The organism is Parahoeflea halophila (assembly GCF_900220985.1).
GTDB lineage: Bacteria > Pseudomonadota > Alphaproteobacteria > Rhizobiales > Rhizobiaceae > Hoeflea > Hoeflea halophila.
Map to the genome: position 1 here is coordinate 99,664 of NZ_OCPC01000002.1, position 24,157 is coordinate 123,820.

The following is a 24,157-nucleotide window of genomic DNA, read 5'->3' on the forward strand; positions in this document are numbered from 1 at the left end:
ATGGCACCACGGCCTTATTGCATGTCCTTCATCGCGCCGCTGTCGATCATTTCGGAGGCCTTTGCGGCTTCCGCGACCAGCAGGTCATAGAAGGTTGCGCCGCCCTGGACATTGGACTTGAACCATTCGAACACTGGCGCTGCGGCTTCCTTGAACTGGGCTTTTTCTTCCATTGTCGGCACATAGACCGAACCACCGTCCTCGGCGAAGGCCTTGTAGGCCTCGATCGACTTGCGCTTCGGCGAGGCGAATGTTGCCTGCTGCAGCGCCGCAAAACCATCGACCACCACCCGGCGCAGGTTCTCGTCCATGCTCATGAAGCGGTCATTGTTCATGTACCACAGCGCGCCCATGTAGGAGTGTCCGTCGAGCGTCAGGTATTTCAAGCCGGCATCAGGGAACTTCATGCCCATGATGTCGGTGATACCGTTCTGGGTGCCTTCAACCACGCCGGTCTGGAACGAGGTGAACAGTTCCGGCCACGGAATCGGGGTCGGCGAAGCGCCCATCGAGCGCACCAGTTCCTGTGGCAGATCGGCCACCACGGTGCGGATCTTCAGCCCCTCCATGTCGGCCGGCGAGCGGATTTCCCGCTTGGTGTTGGCAAAATTGCGCCAGCCACCGGTGTTGCCGATCGTCATCAGCCGGATCATGCCGCCCGAATCGGCCAGCATTTGCTCGCGCAGCGCCCGGGTAAAGGTGCCCTCGGTCAGCACGGCTTCGGCAATCCGGTCGTCGCGCAAGAGGTAAGGCAGATCCAGAACCTGCACGTAAGGGAAGATCCCCGAAGCGCCGCCGGATGTGGAAATGTAGATGTCGATCGAGCCGTCAGCGATGCCCTGCAGGCATTCAGCCCCGGTCGAACAGAGCTGCGTTCCGATAAACAGCTCCACCTCGATGGCGCCGTTCGAAGCCTTTTCGACATAATCCTTGAACACGATCAGACCATCATAGTCCTCGTCGTTCTCATTCGAGTTCGCCGTCGCCCGCAGCTTGATGTCGGCAGCCTGGGCGGCCGATATCATGCCCCCCGACAGAACCGCCAGCCCCAGTGCAGCCGCCGTCAGTGTTTTCATTGCCCTGTTCAAGATCATCGATAACCCTCCCGTTGAGATCTATTTTCCTTCTTGTCTTATATAAGACATAAGATTGATGACGCATCCGGACTTGTCAACCACAACACTTGTCCGGCCTTCGATGTCGCCCGCATGACAGTCACCGGGCAAAACCGAACAATTGCGGCATGAACAGCGAAATCTGCGGGATGAAGGTGATCAGGAAGATCACGATGACTTCGACCAGCAGAAACGGCAGTATTGCCTTGGCAATGGTTTCCACCCGTTCGCCCGACACACTTGAAGTGACAAACAGCACCAGCCCCATCGGCGGCGTCGCCAGCCCCACCGTCAAGTTGACGCTCATGATGATGGCGAAATGCACCGGATGAACCCCGAGATCGGTAAAGATCGGCCCCAGGATCGGCCCCAGGATGATGATCGCCGGCCCCGCGTCGAGAAACATCCCGACGATGAACAGGAGCACATTGATCAGGAATAGCAGGATATAGGGATTGTCCGACAGGCCGAGAATGAAATTGGCCAGGATCTCCGGCGTGTGCGACAGGCTGACCACGGTCTTGAATGCCATCGCCGCCCCCACCAGGAGCAGCACCACCGAAGTCGTCATTGCAGCCTTGGTCAAAACCCTCGGCAGGTCTGCCCATGCCATGGTCTTGAGGATGAACATCGCCACGATCAGGGCATAGACCGCGGCCACCGCGGAGGCCTCCGTCGGCGTGAACACCCCGCCCAGGATGCCGCCCAGAATGATGACCGGCGTCAGCAGAGGGAAGAAGGCTTTCAGGCTCGCCTGCCCGCGCTCAGGCCAGCTCGCCTTGCGCGCGGCAACGGGAAAGCCGTGCCGCCGGGCAAGCAAGGCTACCACGCTCATCAATCCGACGCCGACGAGAATGCCCGGAACGATGCCGGCTAGGAACAGCGCCGCCACCGATTCGCCCATCACATAGGCATAGATGATCATGATCCCCGACGGCGGGATGATCGGCCCGATCACCGAAGAGGCCGCGGTCACAGCCGCCGCGAACTTGCGGCTATAGCCGTTCTTTTCCATCGCCGGAATCAGCATTGAGCCCAATGCAGAAACATCCGCGACAGCCGACCCGGACAGACCGGCAAACAGCATCGATGACAGGATGTTGACATGCGCCAGCCCGCCCTTGAGATGCCCGATCATTGCCTGGCTGAACTCGACGATCCGCATGGTGATGCCGCCACGGTTCATCAGCTCGCCGGCTAGCATAAAAAACGGAATCGCCATCAGCGGGAACGAATCCATGCCCGTGTAGACATTGCGATAGAGCAGCGCCAGGTCGCGCTCCTGGCCATTGAGCCAGAGCAGGAAGCCAGGGGCTGCCAACATGCCGAAGAACACCGGCAGGCCGATCATCAGGAAGATCAGGAACAGGGGAAGGAAGAAGAACAGCATGACCTATTCCACCGCCACGATAACGCGGTCACGGTCATCGGGCAGGTGGGCCTCCGGGTCGATGACATGGGCACAGGCCTTCAGACACAGCTCGACATTGACCAGGCACATCAGCAGCAGACCGACCGGCAACGACATGTACATCCAGGCGAGCTTGATCCGCACCAGCCCCAGCCCGAGAAACTCCAGCGGCAGCTTCAGGGAGCTCGAATTGAACAGCCAGCCCGATTTGACGTGATTGAGTCCGAGCTGAAAACCGTAAACCAGCACGCTCAGCGAAACCGCAAGCAGGATAAGCCCCAGGAAAGAGCCGATCCGCGCCGGCAGCAGGTCTTTGACCATCTCGATCGAGACGAACCCGCCCCAGCGATAGGCGGAGGGTGCGATCAAGGCCGTCATCCACAGCATCAGGAAGCGCGCACCCTCATCTGGCCATGCCAGGGCACTGCCAACGATGTAGCGAAAGAACACCTGCAGGATGATGATCAGGACCATCAGACCCATGGCCACCCAGGCAAAGGTCCGGCCCAGGCGCAAGAGCAGCGTGTTGAAAGCCGCCAGCGGCTTGAGCAACGCCAGTATAACCGTCATGGTCTTGGTCCTCCCCAGGCCCTACCCCGAAACTCGCTCCGCAGTCTTATATAAGACTTCTGACATGGGCTTCTATTTCACAGCCTCTGTCAAGTCTTTGCTGAAGCATTTCAGCTGCGGATGAACACATGTTCGGTGTGCTGAACCCGTTTTTCGCCCGGCCGCAGAACTGCGCCGGCAAAGCCCGCATGGTTAGGGCTGTCGGGCCAGCTCTGGGTTTCGAGACACAGCCCGGCGCAGGCGGAATAGGGTTTCCCGGTCAGGCCGGCAACCGGCGTCGCGATCTTGAAGCCGGTATAGAGCTGCAGACCCGGTTCGGTCGAGCGAAGCTCCATGGCGAGACCCGAGCGCATCGACCGCAGCAGTGCAATCGTGCGGACCGCTTGGCGCTCATGCGACAGGCAGAAATTGTGGTCGTAAGCCACCTGCTGACCATCGGAACCCTCGCGACGGATCGGGCGCAGCTCACGGAAATCGTGGTCCGTGCCTGCCACCGCACGGATCTCGCCCGTCGGAATAAGATCCTCGTCAACCGGCAGATAATGATCGGCCGCCATCATAAGTTCGTGATCGAGGATATCGCCGGCATCATCGAGCGTGAAATAGCTGTGATGGGCGACATTGACGAGCGTCGGCCGGTCGGTGACGCTGGTATAGGTGATCGCCAGACAGCCGCCGGGACGCAACTCGTACCGCGCCTCGGTCTTCGCAGTGCCGGGATATCCCGACTGGCCGTCGGGATCGACGATCGAGAACACGGCGAAATCGCTGCCGTGGCTTTCCAGTGTCCACAGCCGCTTGCCGATGCCGGCGCTGCCGCCATGCAGATGGGTCACGCCGCGCTCGTTGCACTCAAGCTGATAGGTTGTTGCATCCAGCACGAAACGACCCTTGGCAATCCGGTTGGCATGCCGGCCCGCGGTCTGGCCGAAATAGGGCGAATGCGCGGGATAGCTGTCAAAATCCGGAAACCCGAGCGTCAGCGGCGCGCCGTGGCCTTCGAGCCGCAGATCCTGCAGCGTGGCGCCCCAGGTCATGATCTTCGCGCTCAACCCGCCGCCCGCGATCGTCACCCGGTGTACGGTCTGGCCGTCCGCCGTCTGGCCGAATGGTTCAATCATCCTGGCAGTCTCCCCGTCGATCAGTTTGCGCTGTCCCAATGAAAGCCATGCCCGGCTTTCGGGTGCGGCGCAAGCCTTTGTCAGCGGGTCAGCTGACGCGTCGCCGCTTCCAGCCCGGCCAGCGTCATCGGAAACATCCGGTCGCTGAAGAGCTGCCGGATCAGGGCGGTGGAATGGGTGTGCTGCCAATAGGCTTCCGGTGTCGGATTAAGCCAGGCCACCTTGTGGAAATGGTTGAGCACGCGTGTCAGCCACACCTGACCGGGTTCATCGTTCCAGTGCTCCACCGATCCGCCGGCAGAGACGATCTCGTAGGGGCTCATGGCCGCATCGCCGACAAAGATCACCCGGTAATCCGAACCGTAGGTGCGCAACAACTCCGCCGTCGGCAGCAATTCCTGCCGCCGCCGTCGATTGTCACGCCAGACTCCCTCATAGAGGCAATTATGGAAGTAGAAATATTCCATGTGCCGGAATTCGGCCCGTGCCGCCGAGAACAGCTCCTCGACGACCTTGACATGGTCATCCATCGACCCGCCGATATCGAAAAACATCAGAAGCTTGACCGCGTTGCGTCGCTCCGGCCGTGTCTTGACGTCGAGCCAGCCATGCTCAGCCGTCGACTGGATGGTGCCCGGAAGATCGAATTCTTCGGCAGCCCCCTCGCGCACCCAGCGCCGTAGACGCCGCAAGGCCACCTTGATGTTGCGGGTACCGAGTTCGACCTTGTCGTCGAGATTTCTGAACTCCCGCTTGTCCCAGACCTTGACCGCCCGTCGGTGACGACTTTCCTTCTGCCCGATCCGCACACCTTCGGGATTGTAGCCATAGGCGCCAAAGGGCGAGGTACCGGCGGTGCCAATCCATTTTGAGCCGCCCTGGTGCCGTTTCTGCTGTTCCTCGAGCCGTTGTTTCAGCGTCTCCATCAACTTGTCGAAGCCACCAAGCGATTCGATCAGCTTCTTTTCGTCTTCGCTGAGGTGCTTCTCCGCCATCCGCCGGAGCCATTCCTCGGGCAGGTTCTGGGCATCGACGCCGCTCTCGCCGCTGACCGCCTCGACCCCGCGGAAGTAATGCGAAAACACCCGGTCGAAGCGGTCGATGTGGCGCTCGTCCTTCACCAGCGCCGCTCGCGCGAGGTAATAGAAGCCTTCCACGTCATAAAGCGACAGTCCCGCGTCCAGCCCCTCCATCAGGGTGAGGTATTCGCGCAGCGAGACCGGTACTTTTGCGGCTTTGAGCTCAAGAAAAAACGGCAGAAACATGCGCGCGACATTAGCCGCAATGCGCATCAGTTGCCAACCGCTTTGACTGCCGTTTGGCTTCAGCCTCAAAATAGGCTTGCGGCCTTCGCTCGCTTCACGAGCCGACTGTATTTGCCCTTAGCCAAGTATCAAGATTGTCCTTGGTAAAGCTACCGGTTTCGATGCTTCGGATAATGAAGCTGAGAGTTTCGGCTTCAGATGCGGCAATGCGCACTCCATTCAGACGCAGGAACACGTAGACACTTGCAAAGCCGACCCGCTTGTTGCCGTCAACGAAACAATGGTTCATCGTCAGGCTTTCCCAAAGCGCTGCCGCCTGCTCAAAAATATTGGAATAATAGCCTGATTGCGGGCGGTTTATTTCAGCATCCAGCAATCCCGCATCGCGAATGCCGTCAGCGCCACCAAATCTTTCGGCCTGCCGGGCGTGAAGAGCGAGCACGTCGGCCATATCAAGATAGAGTATCTCGCCCATCGTCTGAGGCTACTTGGCCAGTTCTTCGTAGAGGCCGCCGAATTCCTCGATACTTTCCTCGTGATAGCGGCGCACAAGCTCCTGCTTGGAAACCTGAGCAACCCTGCGGTCGTACTCGGCTTTTGACACGACGACAGCCACATCTCGGCCATTCTTGCGAATCATAACAGGCTCCGATGCAGAGCTTTCCAGCAGCTCACCGAAACGGTTCTTGGCTTCACTTGCCTGCATGACTTTCATCGCCGTTCTCCAGTCAACAACCTGTCGCGTTGTACAACTTAGCCAAAATAGCCAATTCAGCCAAAATTCTCGAGCAGCCATCGCATCACGCGTCAGCGGCTGTACTTGATGAAAGGCGTCAGCGTTGCGATCCGGTCGTAGAGCTTGCGCGCGGTAGCGTTGAATTCCTGCGTCATCCAGTAGACGCTCGGGCAGCCATCGGCATCGGCCTGCGCATAAACTGCCTCGATCAGTGCACGGCCAACGCCGGTGCCACGGACGTCAGGCGATGCATAAAGGTCCTGGAGATAGCAGACCGGCTCTATCTTCCAGCCATGCCGGTGGTAGATGTAATGCACCAGTCCCTGGGGTTTTCCATCGACCAGTGCCAGCATGCCGCGCGGCTCGTAAAACGAAGCCTGGCCAACCTCATGCTCCCCGGCAATTCGTGACAAGGTGCTCCGGTAGACCTCCTCGGGAACACGCGACTCGTAGAATTCGAGATAGAGCGTCCAGAGCCGCCGCCATTCGGACTCGTCGGCTGAGGTGATCGGCCGAATTTCCATGGTCCCGGTCATTTCAGTCCCCCAAAATCCCCACGCGTCCACTGCTCCGCGCGCTAAAGTGAGTTAATCTGTAATCACACGCGCCGATGATGGGTCAAATCAAACTCCGTGATCGCTTCACCGGTCAGCCCGCGGCAGTCAGACGATCCGTGCCGATCTCCTGGATGTCGAAAGGCGTGGTCTGGTAAACCTGGTTGATCCAGTTGCCGAACAGCAGGAAGGCATGGCTGCGCCAGCGGTTCGACGGTTTCTTCTGCGGGTCGTCATCGGGAAAATAATGATGCGGCGGCTTGATCGGCTTGCCGGCCTCGACATCCCGAAAATACTCTTCCGCCAATGTGCCGGAATCATATTCGATGTGATTGAAAATATACAGCCGGTTGGCAAAGGCTTCATGCAACAGGCAGAGCCCGGTCTGCTCACTTTCCATCAGGACTTCGAAATCCGGGGTCAGATCCTCGCGCCGGACTTCTGTCCAACGCGATACCGAGACCTGGAAATCGTCCGAAAAGCCCATCAGGTAGGGCGAGGCGGGATTGAGATTGCGGTGACGGTAGATCCCGAACGCCTTTTCGTCGAGCGACCATTTGGGCACCTTGTGAAAGTGCCACGCGGCCGCCATCGCACCCCAGCAGACAAAGAAGCTTGAATGCACATGGGTGGTCGTCCAGTCCAGGATCTGTTCCATCTCCTGCCAATAGGTCACATCCTCAAACGGCATGGTCTCAATCGGCGCCCCGGTGATGATGAAACCGTCGAATTTCCGGTGCTTCACCTCGTCCCAGGTGTTGTAGAAATTGATCAGGTGCTCTTCCGAGGTGTTCTTGGCTCTGTGTGAGCCGATCCGCACGAGTGTCAGTTCCACCTGCAAGGGTGACGCGCCGATAAGTCGGGCAATCTGGGTTTCCGTAGCGACCTTGTTGGGCATCAGGTTCAACAGCCCGATATGCAACGGGCGAATATCCTGCCTGATGGCAATCGATTCATCCATGATTTGCACGCCCTCGCGCACCAGCGCATCACGGGCGGGAAGACCATCAGGAATACGGATCGGCATGTCACTTTGCTCCAACAAAAAACCGGCCGCGAAAAAAACGCTACCGGTCCGGTGGGAACATGCCCGTCGGCCATTTAGCGAGTTGTTTAACGTGGCTGCAAGCCGGCCGGCCAAATCACCACGGGCACCAATCTAGTCACGCGCGCCACCGAGGTCAATCTTGTCAGGCAGCCCCACGGCACGGATGGAATTAGGCGCCCCGCTGCCGCGCCAGAAACGCCAGCCGCTCGAACAGATGCACGTCCTGTTCGTTCTTCAGCAAGGCTCCGTGCAGTTTCGGCAAGGCGTTCTTCGCATCGCCGCGCAATGTTTCCGGTTCTACATCATCGGAGACCAGAAGCCTGATCCAGTCGAGCGCTTCCGAGGTCGACGGCTTTTTCTTCAGTCCCGCCGTCTCGCGGACCTCATAGAACTGGGTCAGGGCTTCACGTACCAGCGCCTGCTTGATGCCGGGATAATGCACATCGACGATACGCTGCAGCGTGTCCATGTCCGGGAAGCGGATATAGTGGAAGAAACACCGGCGCAGAAACGCGTCGGGCAGCTCCTTCTCGTTATTGGATGTGATGATGACGATCGGCCGGTGACGGGCGCGGATGGTTTCGCCGGTCTCGTAGACAAAGAACTCCATCCTATCGAGTTCCTGCAGCAGATCGTTTGGAAACTCGATGTCGGCCTTGTCGATCTCGTCGATCAGCAGCACGGTTTTCTTCTCTGCAACGAAGGCTTCCCACAGCTTGCCACGGCGGATGTAGTTGGAAACATCATTGACCCGCTCGTCGCCGAGCTGGCTGTCGCGCAACCGGCTGACCGCATCATATTCGTAGAGGCCCTGCTGCGCCTTGGTGGTGGATTTCACCGACCATTCGATCAGGTTCAGGCCAAGCGCCCGGGCAATCTGGATGGCAAGTTCGGTTTTCCCGGTCCCCGGCTCGCCCTTGACCAATAGTGGCCGTTCGAGCTTGATGGCCGCATTGACCGCTACGGTGAGATCCTTTTCCGCCACATAGGCCGAAGTGCCTTCAAACTGCATGTACCCTCCATGTGCCGCATCATAGGCAGCTTGGTTTCATGGGGTCTTCAACACCATACTCGGGCCCGGGACGCAACCCGCTGACACGGTTTGCGCCAGATCAAAGCATCATCGCCGTCAATGGCACAGGATGGGCGTGAGCTTGGAACTTCGCTTATGGGAGAACGAGATGACGCTTTACCACATTCATCTGGTCATGGCCCGCAACAAGGATTTCCCCGATGGCAACGTTCATCGCGGTTACGACATCCATGCGCCGCTCGACGCAGACGGCCGTCTCGACAGGGAAGCCTGGGAAAAGGTGCCATCGGCATGCACGGTGATCCGCTTCTGGGATGGAGAACGCTCCGAGCTGGGCTATCTGGTCCATCATCCGAAAGGCGGCTGGGCCTTCGATTATGATCCCGCCGACGACAATGACGACGAAACCGGTTACCGGCTTTCCAACCACGTCTTCAAGACCGGGGAATACATCTCTGTTCGCGACCACGGGGCGGATGAACTCCACACCTTCGTCATCGCCTCTGTGACACAGGCCGACTGACGGAAGCCGGGCGCGGAAATGCGGCCGCGCCTGCAGCCTTAGCCGCCTTCGATTTCCTCGCGGATCATTTCAAGTTCCAGCCATTCACCTTCCATCGCCTCGATCTCGGCCTTGAGGGCATCGTGGGTCTTGGCGCGAGTGGCAAACCCGTTCGGGTCCTTGGCAAACAGGGCAGGATCAGCCATCTCCGCCTCGACCTTGGCGAGCTTGGCTTGCGCTTCCTCGATCTTTGCGGGCAGCGATTCCAGCGCGAATTTCTGCTTGTAGGAGAGCTTTCGCGTGTTGTCCCGGCCTCCAGCCTGTGACTTGGTGGCAGCTGCAGGACGGCTGGCCGCTTCCTGCGCAGCCCGCGCCTTCTTTTCCTTCGCCTCGGTTCCGCGTTGGGTCAGCATGTCGGAGTAGCCGCCGGCATAGGCAATCCAGCGTCCGTCGGGGTCCACGGGATCGGCCGGCGCCAGCGTCGAATTCACCGTGCGGTCGAGAAAATCACGGTCATGGCTGATCAGGATCACCGTGCCGGAATAGGAGGCAACGACCTCCTGCAGCAGGTCCAGCGTCTCCATGTCGAGATCGTTGGTCGGTTCGTCAAGGATCAGCAGGTTGGACGGACGTGACAGGATCCGCGCCAGCACCAGCCGGGCCTTCTCGCCGCCCGACAAATTTCGGATCGGCGTCCGTGCCTGCTCCGGCTGGAACAGGAAATCCTTCATGTAGCCGGTGACATGCTTGGCCTCGCCATTGACAATCAGGCTGTCACCGCGCCCATCGGTAAGATAATGCGCCAGTGTCTCGTCCGGATTGAGTACGTCCCGGCGCTGGTCCAGCACCGCGATGTCGAGCTTCGAGCCATGCCGCACGAAGCCGGTGTCGGTTTCGAGTTCGCCGATCAGCATCTTCAGGAGCGTCGTCTTGCCCGCACCATTCGGGCCGATGATACCGATACAATCGCCGCGATTGATTCGGATCGAGAAGTCGCGCACTACCGGATCCGCCCCGTCAAAGCGCTTGGAGATGCCTTCGGCCTCGATCACCAGCTTGCCGGAATCACGGCCCTCGGCCACTTGCGCATTGATCCGCCCTTGCGGGCCCTTGTGGCCGCGATGCTCGGCCCGCATGGTCTTGAGATCCGACAGCCGCCGCATGTTGCGCTTGCGCCGCGCCGTCACGCCGTAGCGCAGCCAGTGTTCCTCGCGCTCGATCTGGCGGCCCAGCTTGTGCTGTTCCAGCTCCTCGGCTTCCAGCACCGTATCGCGCCAGGCCTCGAAATGTTCAAAGCCGCGGTCGAGCCGCAGCGACCGGCCGCGGTCGAGCCAGATCGTGATCCGGCTGACCCGTTCGAGGAAGCGCCGGTCATGCGAAATCACCAGAAGCGCGCTGCGGGTTCGCAGCAATTCCTCTTCCAGCCATTCGATCGTCGGCAGATCAAGATGGTTGGTCGGCTCGTCAAGCAGAAGGATATCGGGCTCCGGCGCCAGCACCCGCGCCAGCGCCGCCCGCCGGGCTTCCCCGCCCGAGAGCGTCTGCGGATCGGCGTCTCCGTCGAGCCCCAGATGCTCAAGCAGATAAGTGACACGATAGACATCATCATTGGGGCCGAGCCCGGCTTCCGCATAGGCCTGAACCGTGTCGAACCCCTCGAAATCCGGTGCCTGCGGCAGGTAGCGGACAGTCGAGGACGGATGCCGGAAGATCTCGCCCGACTGCGGCTCGACCTGTCCGGCGGCAATCTTCAGAAGCGTCGATTTGCCCGAGCCGTTGCGGCCGACAAGGCAGATCCGGTCGCCGGGCTCGACCTGCAGCTCGGCCCCGTCAAGCAGCGGCGTGCCGCCAAAGGAAAGGCCGATATCGTCAAGTTTGAGAATGGGAGGCGCCATGCTCATGCTCCGGAAAAATCATGGGGACGGGCGATGATCAGGGCGCGACCGGCATTTAGTCTGACGGTCACAGGCCCTTGGGCCACATTGGAGATGGTGCGCGAGGCGCCGAATGCAATATCGGCCTGGTCGAGCGGATACTTCGCCCCTCTCAGGCTCAACCCTGTCAGGGCACTGAACGCGATGACGGAAAACAGCGAACCGGCGGGCAGATCGAGTTCCCGCAAGCCCGGCAGCAGCGGTACCGCCTCTTCCTGCCCGGATGTCAGCACCACCTCAAAGCCACGCTCGGCCAGCGTTACTGCCAGCAGCAGGTGAGACAGCGCATGGTCGGTGCGTTCACCGCCGAAGGAGCCGATCAGCACCAGCCGGGTGGCCCCGCGCTCGATTGCCTGTTCGATTGCCAGTTCACCGTCGGTGAAGTTCTTCTCGGCCGGGAACGGCATCCGCGGCGTAGCGGCATGAAACTCGGACAGCCCGTCGGGCGTCGAATCGAAATCCCCGACCCACACTTCTGGCAGTACGCCGAGAGCCTGGGCATGGCGCATACCGCCATCGGCAGCGATCACCCGTGCCCCCTGTATCAATTCCAGAACACGGTCATCGATCTCGAGCGTCCCGCCAAGCAGGACTGCGAATGTTGAATTGGATCTCATGGCGCAAGCCAATAGCAGTTTTGGCCGCACTTGCCAGCGTCTGGAAGAAATTCTATGTCTGATCCTGCTCTAACGGGGTGCCGGGTGTCTGCGCCAGGCTGAGAGACCGCATGGTCAACCCGAAGAACCTGATCCGGTTTGTACCGGCGGAGGGATTAGACGTGCCCATCGCGCCTATTCCTGTCATTTCTGAGAAAAGGAGGCGCAATCCATGCGCATATCTCGTTTCATTCCCGCTGCTCTTGCAGCTGTTGTCCCGTTTATCGCAGGTCCCGCCAGCAGCGCCGACAGGGCGTTGACGGTCTTCACCTATGAAAGCTTCATCGCCGAGTGGGGCCCCGGCCCGAAAATCGAGGCCGCCTTTGAGGCCGAGTGTGGTTGCGATCTCACCTGGGTCGGCGTCGCCGATGGCGTGGCGCTGCTCAATCGTCTCAAGCTGGAAGGCGACAACGCCGAGGCCGGCGTGGTGCTCGGCCTCGACACAAATCTCGTCGCAGAAGCCAAGGCCACCGGTCTTTTTGAGGCCCATGGCCTCGACACCAAGGCTGTCACTGTTCCGGGCGGCTTCAGCGATGACACCTTCATCCCCTATGACTACGGCCATTTCGCCGTCGTCTACGACACCGAGACGGTTGCCAATCCACCCGCAAGCCTCAAGGACCTGGTCGATGGTGAGCCGGAGCAGAAGATCGTTATTCAGGATCCACGCACCTCGACACCGGGCCTGGGCCTGCTGCTCTGGGTGAAGTCGGTCTATGGCGACGATGCGCCCGAGGCTTGGGAGAAGCTCGCCAGCCGCGTGCTGACAGTGACACCGGGCTGGTCGGAAGCCTATGGCCTGTTCACTTCGGGCGAGGCGCCGATGGTTCTGTCCTATACCACCTCGCCCGCCTACCATATGGTGGCGGAAGAAACCGACCGTTACCAGGCAGCCGAGTTCTCCGAGGGCCACTATCTACAGATCGAGGTTGCCGGCCTGCTGGCCAATGCGCCGGACAAGGATCTGGCACGGGAATTCCTCGACTTCGTGATGACGCCAGGCTTCCAGAACGTGATTCCCACCAACAACTGGATGCTGCCAGCTGCGGCCATCACCATGGAGCTTCCCGAAGCTTTCGGCAAACTGGTCGAGCCCAAGAAGACCTTCCTCTACACACCGGAAGAAGTCGCGGAAAACCGGGCAGCCTGGATCGACGAATGGCTCGGCGCCATGAGCCGCTGATCCGGATCTCGCCACCATGCTGACCCGGGGCGAGCATCGCGCATCACGCGCGGCAGGACTTGCCGCGCTGATGGCGATTGGCCTGGCTCTCGCTGTGCCGATCGCAGTTCTCCTCACCCATGGCGAGTCTACCGGAGTGACTTCTAACCAGGGTGATTATCTCATCAGGATCACCCGCTTCACGCTGATGCAGGCAGGCCTGTCGACACTGCTCAGCCTTGTCTTCGCGGTGCCGCTCGCCCGCGCTCTTGCCCGCCGCCCAGACTTTGCCGGGCGGCGCTGGCTGATCAAACTCTTTGCCGTCCCGCTCGGCTTGCCGCCGCTGGTTGCCGCACTTGGCCTGATTGAGGTCTGGGGCCGCAATGGTGTTGCCAACAAGGGGCTTGGGCTCATGGGCGCCGAAACCCCTTTCTCGATCTACGGCCTGAGCGGAATTCTTCTCGCCCATGTCTTCTTCAACCTGCCGCTTGCCGTCCGGCTGATTCTGCCGGCGCTCGAACGCCTGCCGCCGGAATACTGGAAGACCGCCGCCAACCTGGGCATGAGCGGGCTCTCGCTGTTCCGGCGGGTCGAATGGCCGGCGATGCGCCGGTCCGCAGCAAGTGCCGCCGGGCTGGTCTTCATGCTCTGCGCCACCTCGTTCACGCTGGTACTGGTGCTTGGCGGCGGACCGGCGGCCACCACGCTCGAAGTCGCGATCTACCAGGCGCTGCGCTTTGACTTTGATCCCGGCCGCGCCGTGCTATTGTCTCTCATCCAGATCAGCATGACACTGATTGTGATGCTGGTTCTCAAATTCCTCGGCACACCGGCAGAGGAGGGCGAGACCAAGGGCGGCGGCACCAACCGCCCCGACGTCCAGGGCGGGCTGCACCTTCTGCCTGACGCGGTGTTGATTGGTCTGGGCGGGCTATTCGTCGGTGCACCCATGGCAGCCGTGGTCGTCTCCGGGTTGAGCGCCGACCTCTCCCGTTTGCTCACCGACGCGCTGTTCTGGCGCGCGGCCGGCACAAGCCTTTCGATCGGCATTTCTGCTGCGGCCCTGTCAGTGTTGCTTGCAGCATGTCTGGTACGTGCCCGTTACTCTGCCGGACACCGGCCCCGTTCCGTTCCGCTGGGGCTGCTGGCCGGACTGTCCGGCGCTGCAGGCTCTCTGACCTTGCTGGTTCCCCCGGTCGTGCTTGGCGCAGGATGGTTCCTCCTGCTCGGCGGCGGCGCAGGCCAGCTGCTCGCCCCGCTGATGGTCATCGTGCTGATCAACGCGCTGATGGCGCTGCCCTTCGTCATGCGGGTTCTCGAGCCCGCGCACCAGAATACGCTTGAACGCAACGGGCGGCTGGCCGTGTCGCTCGGCGTGGTCGGCAGACACCGACTATCACAGATCGACATTCCGGCCATGCTGCCAGCCTTTGCCACCGGCTTTGTCTTTGCAGTGGCCCTGTCGCTCGGTGATCTGGGCGCCATCGCGCTGTTTGGCAGCGATCGTATTGTGACCCTGCCCTGGCTCTTGTACCAGAAACTGGGAAGCTACCGCACGGCCGATGCTGCTGGCCTTGCATTGTTGCTGGGCGCAATCACCATGGCGCTGATGATTGTCGCCGAGAAACTTGGCACCCGGAATGGAAGCGTGGACCGATGAGGCAACACCGTGCAATCGCGTTTGACGGCGTCGCCTATGGCATGGGAGAGCTGAGCGCTGCATTCGACTTCCGCCGGCAGTCGGGAACGGTGACAGCCATACTCGGCCCGTCTGGCGCCGGAAAGTCGACCCTTCTAAATCTCGCCGCCGGCTTCCTGACACCGGCCAGCGGCAGGATAATCCTCGATGGACGCGACGTCACCGGTCTCGCGCCGTCCGAACGCGGCATTTCCATGGTGTTTCAGGATAACAACCTGTTTGCCCATCTCGACATCCGGACCAATATCGGCCTTGGCCTCGATCCCGCACTGAAACTGGACAGAGCCGCCTGGACGCAGGTCGACAAGGCGCTCGAGCGCGTCGGCCTCGCAGGCTTCGGCAAGCGCATGCCAGCCACTCTGTCGGGCGGCGAAAGGCAGCGTGTGGCGCTCGCCCGTGCCTTCGCCCGCCGGCGTCCGCTTCTCCTGCTCGACGAACCCTTCGATGGTCTCGGCCCCGGCCTGGCCGCCGATATGCTTGGACTGATGCTGGAGATCCGGGCCGAGGTCGGCGCAACCGTGCTGATGGTCACCCATGACCCCGATGAAGCCCGGGCTGCCTCCGACCAGATCCTGTTCATCGCCAAGGGGCGCATAGCCGCAGATGCGCCTGCAGACGGTTTTTTTGAGCGTCGAGACCTGCCGGATCTGCAGGCCTATCTGGGTTCGGGACCTGTTTAGGTCTTCCCTTCCCTATGAGTTCGACAGGGCCTGACCCCTTGGCGGTACGGGCAGAAATCTGCACAGCGCCACAATTTCGACGTGAGTGTTTGTCACTGGAGAAGTGGCGCGAATTGGGATAGACCGGTGCCACATGCTTCGGCTTGTTTTCAGCTTTCCTCCCGGCATCATTATGACAGAACAATAGACCGGATCATGGCCAAGACAGCAGCGCCACATACTAATATGACTATCTCCATCCGCAGCAAGCTTCGCATCGCGTTGATTGCCGCTGGTGGCGCAGCGTTGCTCTCCGGTTGCCAGACACTGGGCGTCGATGTCTACGAGCCTTCGGTCAAGCCGTCATCCACACCGCAGACCGCAGAAAAGGCCGCCGCTTCCGATCCGCGCACGCGCATAGGCGCCAATGAGCATCCCCGCATCATCGCCAGCTATGGCGGTGAATTCCGCGATGCCAAGACCGAACGCCTGGTGGCGCGCATTGTCGGCGCGTTGACGCTGGTGTCAGAAAACCCGAGCCAGGCCTATCGCATCACGGTGCTCAACTCCCCCGCCGTCAATGCTTTCGCCCTGCCAGGCGGCTATCTCTACGTCACCCGCGGTCTGCTGGCCCTGGCCAATGACGCCTCGGAAGTCGCAGCCGTGCTGTCGCACGAGATGGCCCACGTCACCGCCAACCATGGCCTCGAGCGGCAGCGCCGCGAACAGGAAGTCGAGCTTGCAGGCCAGGTCGCGGAAGAGCTGTTCGCCAATTCCATCGACGGTCGCCGGGCGGTGGCGCGCGGAAAGCTGTCGCTGGCTGCCTTTTCCCGCAACCAGGAACTGCAGGCCGATGTCATTGGCGTGAGAATGCTCGGTGAAGCCGGCTACGACCCCTATGCGGCACCACGTTTTCTCGAATCGATGAGTGCCAACCAGCGATTCAGTTCGGACGATCCGGAATCCGACGCCAGCCTCGACTTTCTTGCCAGTCACCCCAATGCTCCACAACGGGTCGAGCTCGCCAGGAACCACGCCAGGGCATTCGGTCAGGAAGGTGTCGGCGACCGCGGTCGCGATTACTATCTTGAAGGCATTGATGGCTTGCTGTTCGGCGACAGCCCGAACGAGGGGTATGTCCGAGGAACAGAGTTCCTGCATCCGGTTCTGGGTATAAAATTCCGGGTGCCGTCAGGTTTCCGCATCGACAACAATGCCGACGCCGTGCTTGCCACAGGACCGAACGACCTCGCCATCCGCTTTGATGGAGTGACCGATGACAGCCGCCAGTCGCTTGCCGATTACATAGCATCCGGCTGGGTAACAGGCCTCGACCCCAATTCCATTCGGGAAACCCGCATTGACGACCTGCCCGCGGCCACGGCCCGCGCCAGCGCGGACCGTTGGGACTTTGACATCACCGTAATTCGGGTGAAGGACCGTATTTACCGGTTCCTGACGGCAGCCGAGAGGGGTAGCAGCCAGCTCGACGCAACGGCCTCGGTGGTGCGCGCCGGGTTCAAGCGGATGTCGGCTCGGGAGATCCGCGAGATTCAGCCTTTGCGCATCCGCATAGTCACGGTCGCACCCGGCGACACCGTCGCTTCTCTGGCCGCACAGATGAGTGGCGTCGAACGCCGGGACGACCTGTTCAGGCTGCTGAACGCGATTGCGCCGGGAACGGCCCTGTCACCGGGCCAGAAGGTCAAGATCGTCAGCGACAGGTGACCACCCGCCGGCCACCGCCGCTGCGGCGCCGCGCATCCATTGGGATGCGCAAAAGTCGGCTTAACATCGTGAAGCAATGCCTATCGCGTTCAAATGAAACCGTTTGAACGCGATAGGCATCTGGTGTTGGCGCGAAACCGCTGAGCCTTACAGACTGGCAATCTCCGGCGTCTCCGCGGTGAGCACGGTCCGGAGCTTCTCGAGCGCCCGGTTTTCGATCTGCCGCACCCGTTCCTTGGAAATCCCGAGTTCCGACCCCAGCGATTCGAGCGTCGCCCCCTCCTCGCTCAACCGTCGTTCACGGATAATCCGCAGTTCGCGTGGGTTGAGCGTGTTGAGTGCATCGTCGAGCCAGACATTCCGGCGCTCTTCGTCGATCATCATCGAGACTTGCTCGTCAGGCAGGGGATCCTCGCTCTTGAGAAAGTCCATGCGGTCTGACGACGATCCATCATCGCCGGCCGACATCGGCGCGTTAAGAGAGGAATCCGATCCTGACAGGCGCGCATCCATCACTGCAACGTCCTTGGCGTGGACGCCAAGAGAATTGGCAATCTGGGACTGGATCGCACTCTCGGAGAGGGATGGGTCATCTTGGGCAATCTTCGCCCGCAACCGCCGCAGATTGAAAAACAGGCTTTTCTGCGCCGAACTGGTACCCCCACGCACGATGGACCAGTTCCGCAGAACGTAGTCCTGGATTGACGCCCGAATCCACCATGTTGCATAGGTCGAAAACCGTACGTCGCGTTCCGGATCAAACCGGGCGGCGGCTTCCAGCAGCCCGACATGGCCTTCCTGGATCAGATCGTTCATCGGCAGGGCGAAGTTCCGGAACTTGGCCGCCATGGAGATCACCAGCCGCATATGCGCCATGGTAATGCGGTGAAGCGCATCCTGGTCCTTCTTGTCTTTCCAGCGAACAGCCAGATCGTGCTCTTCATCGCGTTCAAGATAGGGCGCGGCCATTGCTGCGCGAACCATCTGCCTGTTTGCGGATATCGCTTTCATCACATCCTCCGGCCTAATTTGCTCTTCGCTTAGTTCTACGCGCGCCAAACGAGAACAGATCACCACGCCCGACGAGAAGCTTTGACAGCGCCACACACAATAAGACTAGGCACAGCCCTGAAGACAAAAGTTGCGAGAGCCGGAATGGTTCCGAAAAAACGTGAAAAGACTGCAATAGCCTGCGAATACCAGCATACTTCAAGTATGCAGCAAAAGTATCGAAGTCCGCTCCAGGTCATCGCAGCGAGGGAAGCGCTATGCGCGCCGGTGGGTCCTGCAGGCCATCGTGCCGAACCGGAGTGATCGCTTCCCCGACACCGCGACGGCTCCGGCAGTCAGGAGCCCGCACAACGAAAAAGCCCGGGCGCGTCAGACGGCCCGGGCTCAAATGTCAGGGTGACGATGGCAGAAGATCAGGCAGCTTCTTCCTGGGCACCATCTTCATCATTGGCTTTGCCGCGCTTGGGCCCCTTGTTGAGGTTGACCTCGATCAGGCGCACCGCTTCAGTGTCGGACATCTTGTTAACGGCACCCAGTTCGCGGGCCATCCGGTCAAGTGCCGCTTCGTAAAGCTGACGCTCCGAATAGGACTGCTCGGGCTGGTTTTCGGCGCGATAGAGATCCCGAACCACTTCCGCGATCGAAATCAGATCGCCGGAATTGATCTTCGCATCGTATTCCTGCGCACGGCGCGACCACATGGTCCGCTTGACCCGGGCCCGGCCCTGGACGACCTTCAGGGCGCGCTCGACGAAGTCTGTCTCCGACAGTTTGCGCATGCCGATGGACAGAGCCTTTGCAACTGGCACCTTGAGGCGCATCTTGTCTTTTTCAAAATCAATCACAAACAGTTCGAGTTTGTGGCCTGCGACTTCCTGTTCTTCGATGGCAACGATCTGTCCAACGCCATGGGCTGGATAAACAATCGATTCACCGGTCTTGAAACCCTGTCTCTGTGAAGGCTTTTTCTGCTGGGTTGTCATGCGTTCTCAAAACTCCCTGTTACGGAAACGGACACTGGGAGCCGGACATGGGTTGCCCGGACCGGTCCTGCGACTGCCGACAGGCGCATCGCGCTGACAACGCTTTCGAGAGCTGGACAAGGCAAAACCAGAGGCAATCATCGCGCGGAGAATGTCAAACCGACAGCGTGGAGCTGCAAGGAGAGGGCTACCGCTATGAGGGACGTTTGCTTCCGTTTTTTGCTTCTTGTTTCGCCCTGACGGCGCCTTGAAGATGTCAGTAATATAATGTGTATCACAAAAAATGGTGTAAATCAATGATTTGCGCGAGCGGCGAAAAGTGGCGAGTCGCAACAAGTTACGATTTGGTTAATCATGCGGCAGCGCACAGTTGAATCCACCGCATTGCAGCAATATCAATCTGGAATTGGCTCCGCTCAGTCGCCTTCGCCGGGCTCGGCAGAGAAGTACAGCTCGAACTTGTTGTCCTTGCCGTCATACTCCTTGGCGTCGGCAGGGGCATCACGCTTGATGGTGATATTGGGCCACTTGTCGGCAAACTCTGTGTTGACTTCGAGCCATTTCTCGAGCCCCGGCTCGGTATCCGGCTTGATCGCTTCTGCCGGGCATTCCGGCTCGCAAACACCGCAATCGATGCACTCGTCAGGATGGATGACCAGCATGTTTTCGCCCTCGTAGAAACAATCTACCGGGCAGACTTCAACGCAATCCATGTATTTGCAGCGAATGCAATTATCAGTCACCACATAGGTCATACGTCTCTCCTGGGGCTCCATGCATGCCACGTACAGCACTTGTCTCGTGCCGGCCGGTTGTGCATCACTTCAGAGCGTTACAGCGTCCGTGACGACCGGTGCAAGACGCCACGTGCAATAGCAAACAACGGCGCTGAGGTACCGGCTTTGACCGCGCATTGCAAGACTTCAGATTTTGCCAAAGCGCCGCAGCCGTACAGGGCTGGGCAAACCTCGCGGCCACATCCGGTTTCGGCGAATGAGCTTCTCAAGACCGCCCGGGGTCAAGGGATTTTCATGCATCGTCATCGGGATGGCGGAACTGATCTATTTTTCGCCTGTCCCGCTTGGTCGGCCGCCCCGACCCGGGCTCTCTTCGTGCTGCGACGGGCTTGGCCTCGCCGGCTGCCACCGGCTTGGGCGTGATGTCCTCATAAAGCAACTGGGCTTCAGGCGCCGGCCCACGCCGATTCCCGCATCCCAGCACCCTGAGCACCAGGATGCGCCGCTCCTGGGTAAGGGTGAGAACGTCCCCCGGCTTGATCTGAACGCTGGCCTGGTCGATCTTTTCGCTGTTGACCCTGACATTGCCGGCAGCCGCGAACTTCCCCGCCAGGGTCCGTGACTTGATGATCCGCGCAAAGAACAGCCATTTGTCGATCCGTTGTCGCGCCGTCGGTTCCACCAGACAGAAGCCTATTTCTTCAGCTGGTCACGAAGGGCCGCAAGCGCTGCGAAAGGCGAATCCGGATCTAGCGGCTTTTCCTTGCGCTGTGGCCGCTCGTTGCGACCACCGCGATTGGCCTCACCCTGACCGCCCTTGCCGCCGCGTCCCGGTGCACCCTTGCCGGCGCCGCCCTTGCCGGGATGCCCCGGCTTTCCGCGATGTCCCCTGCCTTGCCGGCCCTCGCCCTCCTGCTGTTCGCCGGAGCGGGCATTGCGTTGTCCGCCATCGCGGCGTCCCCGGCCCTCGCCGGGCGCATTGCGCGGCCCGCGCTGCGCATCCTGACGTCCGCCGGGACGCCACAGCAGTACCGGACGCGGTGCTTCCGTCTCTTCCGTGCTTTCCGCGGCAGCATCCGTCTCGGGCGCCTCGATGCCGGTGCTCTCGCTGGATCCTGCGGCACCCGCCTCGGTGGCCTCGGAATGCTCAGCAGCCTCAGCAGGCGCGGCGCCCGCTTCCTCGGCCGTCACGGGCAGTTCGCTCGCTGTCGGCGTTTCGCTAGCGGCCGAAGATGCGGCATTGCCTGCCGGCACGGCAGCCTGGTCTCCGTCGGCGGCGGCGGCAGGCTTGTGCGGCCGGTCGGCGGCAGTGCGCGAGACCACGACCTCGACCACCGGCCCGTTCCCATCCTTGCTGCCCGCATCCGGCTGCAACGCATCCAGACCGGCAATATGCGCCTGCGCTTCCTCTGCAGGTACCGAGTCGGCACGGTAGCCGAGACCCTTGAGAATCTCCTCGATGTCGTCCTGGGTGGCGCCGAGGATGGAGAGCATTCCGGTCGTGGTGATGAAGCGCCGGCCGTCATAGGCCGCCTCGGGACGCGCGCCCTGCGTGCCGGGCTTCCACTGCAGCGCGGGCCGGATCAGGTCGGCCAGCCGCTCGAGAATATCGATCCGGACCGCGCGCTTGCCGAGGAACCTGAACCCGGCGAGGCGATAGAATTCGCGGTCGATTGCCGGGTCGGTGGCCACCGATGTTCGGCCAGCCGCCAGCAATGGCGTCACGTCGCCATAGCCCGGTTTCGAGAAGCCGTCATTGGCAAGCGCCCAGAGCAGGGTCACCAGTTCCGCCGGTGCCGGCTTGAGCAGCGCCGGCATGAAAATATGGTAGGCGCCGAAGCGAATGCCGTATTTGCGCAGGCTTGCGCGCGCCGACTGGTCGAGATCCTTGATCATCTCGGCAACGTCACGCCGGAACAGCACGCCGAGATTTTCCGCAAGCCGGAACGCGAGGCCACGCGCCAGACCGTCGAGATCCTCGGCCCGTGTCAGGTCGTCGAGCGGCTTGAGCACGGTGGCGATATGATGATTGACGAATCGGTCGACGCGCGCCGCGACGAGATCCCTTGCGCCGCCGGTCAGCTGTTCGTCGGCCAGCAGGATCGTCCGCGGCTTTAGAATGTGATCGCCGCTGGCAAGCTTGGCCACCGGATCGCCGAGCCAGCGCACGGTTCCGTCCGTGCCGATGGCGAAATCGGAATTGCCGGACGCATGCAGCCGCGCTGCGCGCGCTTCGAATTCCAGCGCCAGTGCCTTTTGCGCAGCCGCTAGCACGGCCTTGGCATCCGGCCCGTCAGCCGATGTATCCGCCATGAATCGGAATCCGGCCAATTGTCCAATGTGATGTCCTTCGACAAAGACATCACCGTTTACACTGATTTCAGCTTCGAGCATCGCGTTCTCTCTCAGGCGCCTCATGAGCACAGATGTCCTGCGGTCAACAAAGCGTTTCGTCAACCTTTCATGCAACGCATCGGACAATCGGTCCTCAATTTCGCGCGTCTTTTCCTGCCAGTGTGTCGGATCGGCAAGCCATTCAGGTCTGTTGGAAATGTAAGTCCAGGTCCGGATCTGTGAAATCCGGGCGGACAAGGTGTCGATTTCTCCATGCGTGGAATCGGTTCTGCGAACCTGTTCTGCCAGAAAATCCTCGTTGACTTCGCCTTTCCGGATCAGGTCGCGGTAAATTGTGGCAATCAGATCGGCATGTTGCGCAGGCGCAATTCGCCGGTAATCAGGCAAAGAGCAGACATCCCACAGTGTGGCAACATTTTTCGGCGTGCTGGCCAGGTCACGAACTTCGAAATCATTGACCAGGTGCTCGAGCGCGCGCTGATCCACCGCCGGCACCGCCCTTGTCAGCCCCTGGACCGCTGGAACCTGATCCAGACTGGCCTGCAGGTTTCTCAGCGTTGAAAAGTCCAGCTGCTTGGAGCGCCACTGCAGGATCTTCACCGGCTCGAACACATGGCTTTCAAGCCGCTGCACCAGCTCTTCCGGCAAGGGCTGGACCTGTCCGGTGACGCCGAAGGTTCCGTCCCGCAAATGCCGCCCTGCCCGTCCGGCGATCTGGCCGAACTCGGAGGCCGTCAACTGCCGGTAGGAATAGCCGTCGAACTTCCGGTCCTGGGCAAATGCCACGTGATCGACATCGAGATTGAGTCCCATGCCGATGGCGTCGGTGGCCACCAGGTAATCGACATCGCCGTTCTGGTAGAGCGCGACCTGGGCATTGCGGGTGCGCGGGCTCAGCGCGCCCAGCACCACCGCAGCACCGCCGCGCTGCCGCCTCACCAGCTCGGCAATCGCGTAAACCTCGTCGGCCGAAAAGGCCACGATCGCAGAGCGCCTCGGCAGCCGGGTAATCTTCTTTGATCCGGCATAATGCAGCTCCGACAAGCGCGGGCGCTCGACAATGGTGAGTCCGGGCAGCAATTGTTCGAGGATGCCCCGCACCGTCGCCGATCCCAAAAGCAGGGTTTCCTCCCGCCCGCGCAGCGACAGGATCCGGTCCGTGAACACATGCCCGCGCTCGAGATCTCCGGCGATCTGGACCTCGTCGATGGCGACGAAAGCGGCGCTGGTTTCCTGCGGCATCGCTTCCACGGTGCAGACCGAATAGCGCGCGCCCGGCGGCGTGATCTTCTCTTCGCCGGTAATCAGCGACACGTGGCTCACCCCGACCTTCTCCACCATCCGGCCATAGACCTCGCGCGCCAGAAGCCTGAGCGGAAGCCCGATGACACCGGAGGAGTGTGCCGCCATCCGCTCGATGGCGAAATGGGTCTTTCCGGTATTGGTCGGCCCCAGCACGGCGGTGACACCGCGTCCGGACAGGATCAGGGGCTTTGGAGAATGGCTAGGGGAAGCGGGCATCGGTGTCCGTATACAGGTCAAGACCGGTGTTACCTAACACATCAAGCCTGGCGAAACAGGGGCAAATATCGAGCCATCCGATAGCTTGCATTTTAACGATTGGAACAGTGGCGGAACGAATCAGCGACGAATCAATGACTCGCCCTGATTCCGGCTTTGTTCACCGCAACATCTATTCCGATACGCCATCGCCGGCACCAGATGCTGAATCGATCCCGTAATGGTCACAGGCGGTTTGCGCTTGCCCGTTAACCTTTGAAGGGTTCACCTGTCCGGGATGCTCGTGCAGAGCGTCTATGGTAATAGTTTGTCAATAATTCCAAAGACTTCGTAAACGCATTCGGCGCCATTAGAGCG

Annotated in this window: 22 protein-coding genes and 2 riboswitches; of the genes, 5 read left to right on the forward strand and 17 right to left on the reverse strand. The window is 60.8% G+C overall.

Features of this window, described 5'->3' with window-relative positions:
* Positions 1-14 precede the first annotated feature (14 nt).
* The 10 genes from CRO46_RS07820 to CRO46_RS07865 all read right to left on the reverse strand — a co-directional run bounded on the left by CRO46_RS07820 (position 15) and on the right by CRO46_RS07865 (position 8,832).
* A complete protein-coding gene (locus CRO46_RS07820; protein WP_097107624.1) occupies positions 15-1,091 on the reverse strand; it encodes a TRAP transporter substrate-binding protein in 1,077 nt (358 codons plus the stop codon).
* Positions 1,092-1,215: 124 nt separating this feature from the next.
* Complete coding sequence (locus CRO46_RS07825; RefSeq protein WP_097106750.1) at positions 1,216-2,505, reverse strand: TRAP transporter large permease; 1,290 nt, start codon at positions 2,503-2,505, stop codon at positions 1,216-1,218.
* A 3-nt stretch (positions 2,506-2,508) separates the two neighbouring features.
* Positions 2,509-3,096: a TRAP transporter small permease gene (locus CRO46_RS07830; protein ID WP_244577819.1), complete on the reverse strand. Its 588-nt coding sequence runs from the start codon at positions 3,094-3,096 to the stop codon at positions 2,509-2,511.
* Positions 3,097-3,206: 110 nt separating this feature from the next.
* Positions 3,207-4,217, reverse strand: coding sequence for an aldose epimerase family protein (locus tag CRO46_RS07835; protein WP_097106751.1), 1,011 nt, complete (start codon positions 4,215-4,217; stop codon positions 3,207-3,209).
* 80 nt (positions 4,218-4,297) lie between these two features.
* Positions 4,298-5,482: a vWA domain-containing protein gene (locus tag CRO46_RS07840; RefSeq protein ID WP_097107626.1), complete on the reverse strand. Its 1,185-nt coding sequence runs from the start codon at positions 5,480-5,482 to the stop codon at positions 4,298-4,300.
* A 94-nt stretch (positions 5,483-5,576) separates the two neighbouring features.
* Complete coding sequence (locus CRO46_RS07845) at positions 5,577-5,957, reverse strand: type II toxin-antitoxin system death-on-curing family toxin (protein ID WP_097106753.1); 381 nt, start codon at positions 5,955-5,957, stop codon at positions 5,577-5,579.
* Between the two features lie 9 nt (positions 5,958-5,966).
* Positions 5,967-6,197: a type II toxin-antitoxin system prevent-host-death family antitoxin gene (locus CRO46_RS07850; RefSeq protein WP_097106756.1), complete on the reverse strand. Its 231-nt coding sequence runs from the start codon at positions 6,195-6,197 to the stop codon at positions 5,967-5,969.
* Positions 6,198-6,289: 92 nt separating this feature from the next.
* Complete coding sequence (locus tag CRO46_RS07855) at positions 6,290-6,754, reverse strand: GNAT family N-acetyltransferase (protein WP_097106758.1); 465 nt, start codon at positions 6,752-6,754, stop codon at positions 6,290-6,292.
* A 112-nt stretch (positions 6,755-6,866) separates the two neighbouring features.
* Positions 6,867-7,799, reverse strand: a complete 933-nt coding sequence (locus CRO46_RS07860; protein WP_097106759.1) for a homoserine O-succinyltransferase — start codon at positions 7,797-7,799, stop codon at positions 6,867-6,869.
* A gap of 54 nt (positions 7,800-7,853) precedes the next feature.
* Positions 7,854-7,931: riboswitch (SAM riboswitch) on the reverse strand.
* A 58-nt stretch (positions 7,932-7,989) separates the two neighbouring features.
* Positions 7,990-8,832: an AAA family ATPase gene (locus tag CRO46_RS07865; protein WP_097106761.1), complete on the reverse strand. Its 843-nt coding sequence runs from the start codon at positions 8,830-8,832 to the stop codon at positions 7,990-7,992.
* Between the two features lie 169 nt (positions 8,833-9,001).
* On the opposite strand from CRO46_RS07865, the gene CRO46_RS07870 reads away from it, so the two are divergent.
* Entirely contained in the window at positions 9,002-9,376 is a 375-nt protein-coding gene (locus CRO46_RS07870) for a hypothetical protein (protein ID WP_097106762.1), read from the forward strand.
* A gap of 38 nt (positions 9,377-9,414) precedes the next feature.
* On the opposite strand, the gene CRO46_RS07875 is transcribed toward CRO46_RS07870, so the two are convergent.
* Positions 9,415-11,250: an ABC-F family ATP-binding cassette domain-containing protein gene (locus CRO46_RS07875; protein ID WP_097106764.1), complete on the reverse strand. Its 1,836-nt coding sequence runs from the start codon at positions 11,248-11,250 to the stop codon at positions 9,415-9,417.
* A gap of 2 nt (positions 11,251-11,252) precedes the next feature.
* The gene (locus tag CRO46_RS07880; protein WP_097106765.1) at positions 11,253-11,906 is read right to left on the reverse strand and encodes a thiamine diphosphokinase; all 654 of its coding nucleotides are present in this window, start codon (positions 11,904-11,906) and stop codon (positions 11,253-11,255) included.
* Between the two features lie 63 nt (positions 11,907-11,969).
* Positions 11,970-12,078, forward strand: a riboswitch (TPP riboswitch).
* Positions 12,079-12,117: 39 nt separating this feature from the next.
* Here CRO46_RS07880 and thiB point away from each other — a divergent pair.
* The 4 genes from thiB (at position 12,118) to CRO46_RS07900 (ending at position 17,193) form a co-directional block, all read left to right on the forward strand.
* A complete protein-coding gene (gene thiB / locus CRO46_RS07885; protein ID WP_097106767.1) occupies positions 12,118-13,128 on the forward strand; it encodes a thiamine ABC transporter substrate binding subunit in 1,011 nt (336 codons plus the stop codon).
* Positions 13,129-13,144: 16 nt separating this feature from the next.
* Positions 13,145-14,767 (forward strand): thiamine/thiamine pyrophosphate ABC transporter permease, encoded by a 1,623-nt coding sequence (gene thiP, locus CRO46_RS07890; protein WP_097106768.1) that lies wholly within the window; start codon positions 13,145-13,147, stop codon positions 14,765-14,767.
* Positions 14,764-15,486, forward strand: a complete 723-nt coding sequence (locus CRO46_RS07895; protein ID WP_097106770.1) for a thiamine ABC transporter ATP-binding protein — start codon at positions 14,764-14,766, stop codon at positions 15,484-15,486. Before thiP ends, CRO46_RS07895 begins: the two co-directional genes overlap by 4 nt.
* A gap of 225 nt (positions 15,487-15,711) precedes the next feature.
* Positions 15,712-17,193, forward strand: a complete 1,482-nt coding sequence (locus tag CRO46_RS07900) for a M48 family metalloprotease (protein ID WP_244577820.1) — start codon at positions 15,712-15,714, stop codon at positions 17,191-17,193.
* Positions 17,194-17,340: 147 nt separating this feature from the next.
* Here the strand turns inward: CRO46_RS07900 and CRO46_RS07905 are convergent, their stop codons facing one another.
* From CRO46_RS07905 to CRO46_RS07925, 5 genes are all read right to left on the reverse strand, one after another.
* Complete coding sequence (locus CRO46_RS07905; RefSeq protein ID WP_097106772.1) at positions 17,341-18,204, reverse strand: RNA polymerase factor sigma-32; 864 nt, start codon at positions 18,202-18,204, stop codon at positions 17,341-17,343.
* Positions 18,205-18,617: 413 nt separating this feature from the next.
* Positions 18,618-19,187 carry a CarD family transcriptional regulator gene (locus tag CRO46_RS07910; RefSeq protein ID WP_097106775.1) on the reverse strand — a complete coding sequence of 190 codons (570 nt, stop codon included), beginning with the start codon at positions 19,185-19,187 and terminating at the stop codon, positions 18,618-18,620.
* 416 nt (positions 19,188-19,603) lie between these two features.
* Positions 19,604-19,942 carry a ferredoxin FdxA gene (gene fdxA / locus CRO46_RS07915; RefSeq protein WP_097106777.1) on the reverse strand — a complete coding sequence of 113 codons (339 nt, stop codon included), beginning with the start codon at positions 19,940-19,942 and terminating at the stop codon, positions 19,604-19,606.
* A 274-nt stretch (positions 19,943-20,216) separates the two neighbouring features.
* Positions 20,217-20,606, reverse strand: a complete 390-nt coding sequence (locus CRO46_RS07920; RefSeq protein WP_097106779.1) for an RNA-binding S4 domain-containing protein — start codon at positions 20,604-20,606, stop codon at positions 20,217-20,219.
* A gap of 11 nt (positions 20,607-20,617) precedes the next feature.
* On the reverse strand, positions 20,618-23,800 hold the full coding sequence (locus tag CRO46_RS07925; RefSeq protein WP_097106781.1) for a helicase-related protein: 3,183 nt from the start codon (positions 23,798-23,800) through the stop codon (positions 20,618-20,620).
* Positions 23,801-24,157: the final 357 nt, after the last annotated feature.

Bases quoted from the DNA above. Each gene is read 5' to 3' on its own strand.
- CRO46_RS07825 (WP_097106750.1), bottom strand. From the start codon at position 2,505: ATGCTGTTCTTCTTCCTTCCCCTGTTCCTGATCTTCCTGATGATCGGC.
- CRO46_RS07830 (WP_244577819.1), bottom strand. From the start codon at position 3,096: ATGACGGTTATACTGGCGTTGCTCAAGCCGCTGGCGGCTTTCAACACG.
- CRO46_RS07835 (WP_097106751.1), bottom strand. From the start codon at position 4,217: ATGATTGAACCATTCGGCCAGACGGCGGACGGCCAGACCGTACACCGG.
- CRO46_RS07840 (WP_097107626.1), bottom strand. From the start codon at position 5,482: ATGTTTCTGCCGTTTTTTCTTGAGCTCAAAGCCGCAAAAGTACCGGTC.
- CRO46_RS07845 (WP_097106753.1), bottom strand. From the start codon at position 5,957: ATGGGCGAGATACTCTATCTTGATATGGCCGACGTGCTCGCTCTTCAC.
- CRO46_RS07850 (WP_097106756.1), bottom strand. From the start codon at position 6,197: ATGAAAGTCATGCAGGCAAGTGAAGCCAAGAACCGTTTCGGTGAGCTG.
- CRO46_RS07855 (WP_097106758.1), bottom strand. From the start codon at position 6,754: ATGACCGGGACCATGGAAATTCGGCCGATCACCTCAGCCGACGAGTCC.
- CRO46_RS07860 (WP_097106759.1), bottom strand. From the start codon at position 7,799: ATGCCGATCCGTATTCCTGATGGTCTTCCCGCCCGTGATGCGCTGGTG.
- CRO46_RS07865 (WP_097106761.1), bottom strand. From the start codon at position 8,832: ATGCAGTTTGAAGGCACTTCGGCCTATGTGGCGGAAAAGGATCTCACC.
- CRO46_RS07870 (WP_097106762.1), top strand. From the start codon at position 9,002: ATGACGCTTTACCACATTCATCTGGTCATGGCCCGCAACAAGGATTTC.
- CRO46_RS07875 (WP_097106764.1), bottom strand. From the start codon at position 11,250: ATGGCGCCTCCCATTCTCAAACTTGACGATATCGGCCTTTCCTTTGGC.
- CRO46_RS07880 (WP_097106765.1), bottom strand. From the start codon at position 11,906: ATGAGATCCAATTCAACATTCGCAGTCCTGCTTGGCGGGACGCTCGAG.
- thiB (WP_097106767.1), top strand. From the start codon at position 12,118: ATGCGCATATCTCGTTTCATTCCCGCTGCTCTTGCAGCTGTTGTCCCG.
- thiP (WP_097106768.1), top strand. From the start codon at position 13,145: ATGCTGACCCGGGGCGAGCATCGCGCATCACGCGCGGCAGGACTTGCC.
- CRO46_RS07895 (WP_097106770.1), top strand. From the start codon at position 14,764: ATGAGGCAACACCGTGCAATCGCGTTTGACGGCGTCGCCTATGGCATG.
- CRO46_RS07900 (WP_244577820.1), top strand. From the start codon at position 15,712: ATGACTATCTCCATCCGCAGCAAGCTTCGCATCGCGTTGATTGCCGCT.
- CRO46_RS07905 (WP_097106772.1), bottom strand. From the start codon at position 18,204: ATGAAAGCGATATCCGCAAACAGGCAGATGGTTCGCGCAGCAATGGCC.
- CRO46_RS07910 (WP_097106775.1), bottom strand. From the start codon at position 19,187: ATGACAACCCAGCAGAAAAAGCCTTCACAGAGACAGGGTTTCAAGACC.
- fdxA (WP_097106777.1), bottom strand. From the start codon at position 19,942: ATGACCTATGTGGTGACTGATAATTGCATTCGCTGCAAATACATGGAT.
- CRO46_RS07925 (WP_097106781.1), bottom strand. From the start codon at position 23,800: ATGCCCGCTTCCCCTAGCCATTCTCCAAAGCCCCTGATCCTGTCCGGA.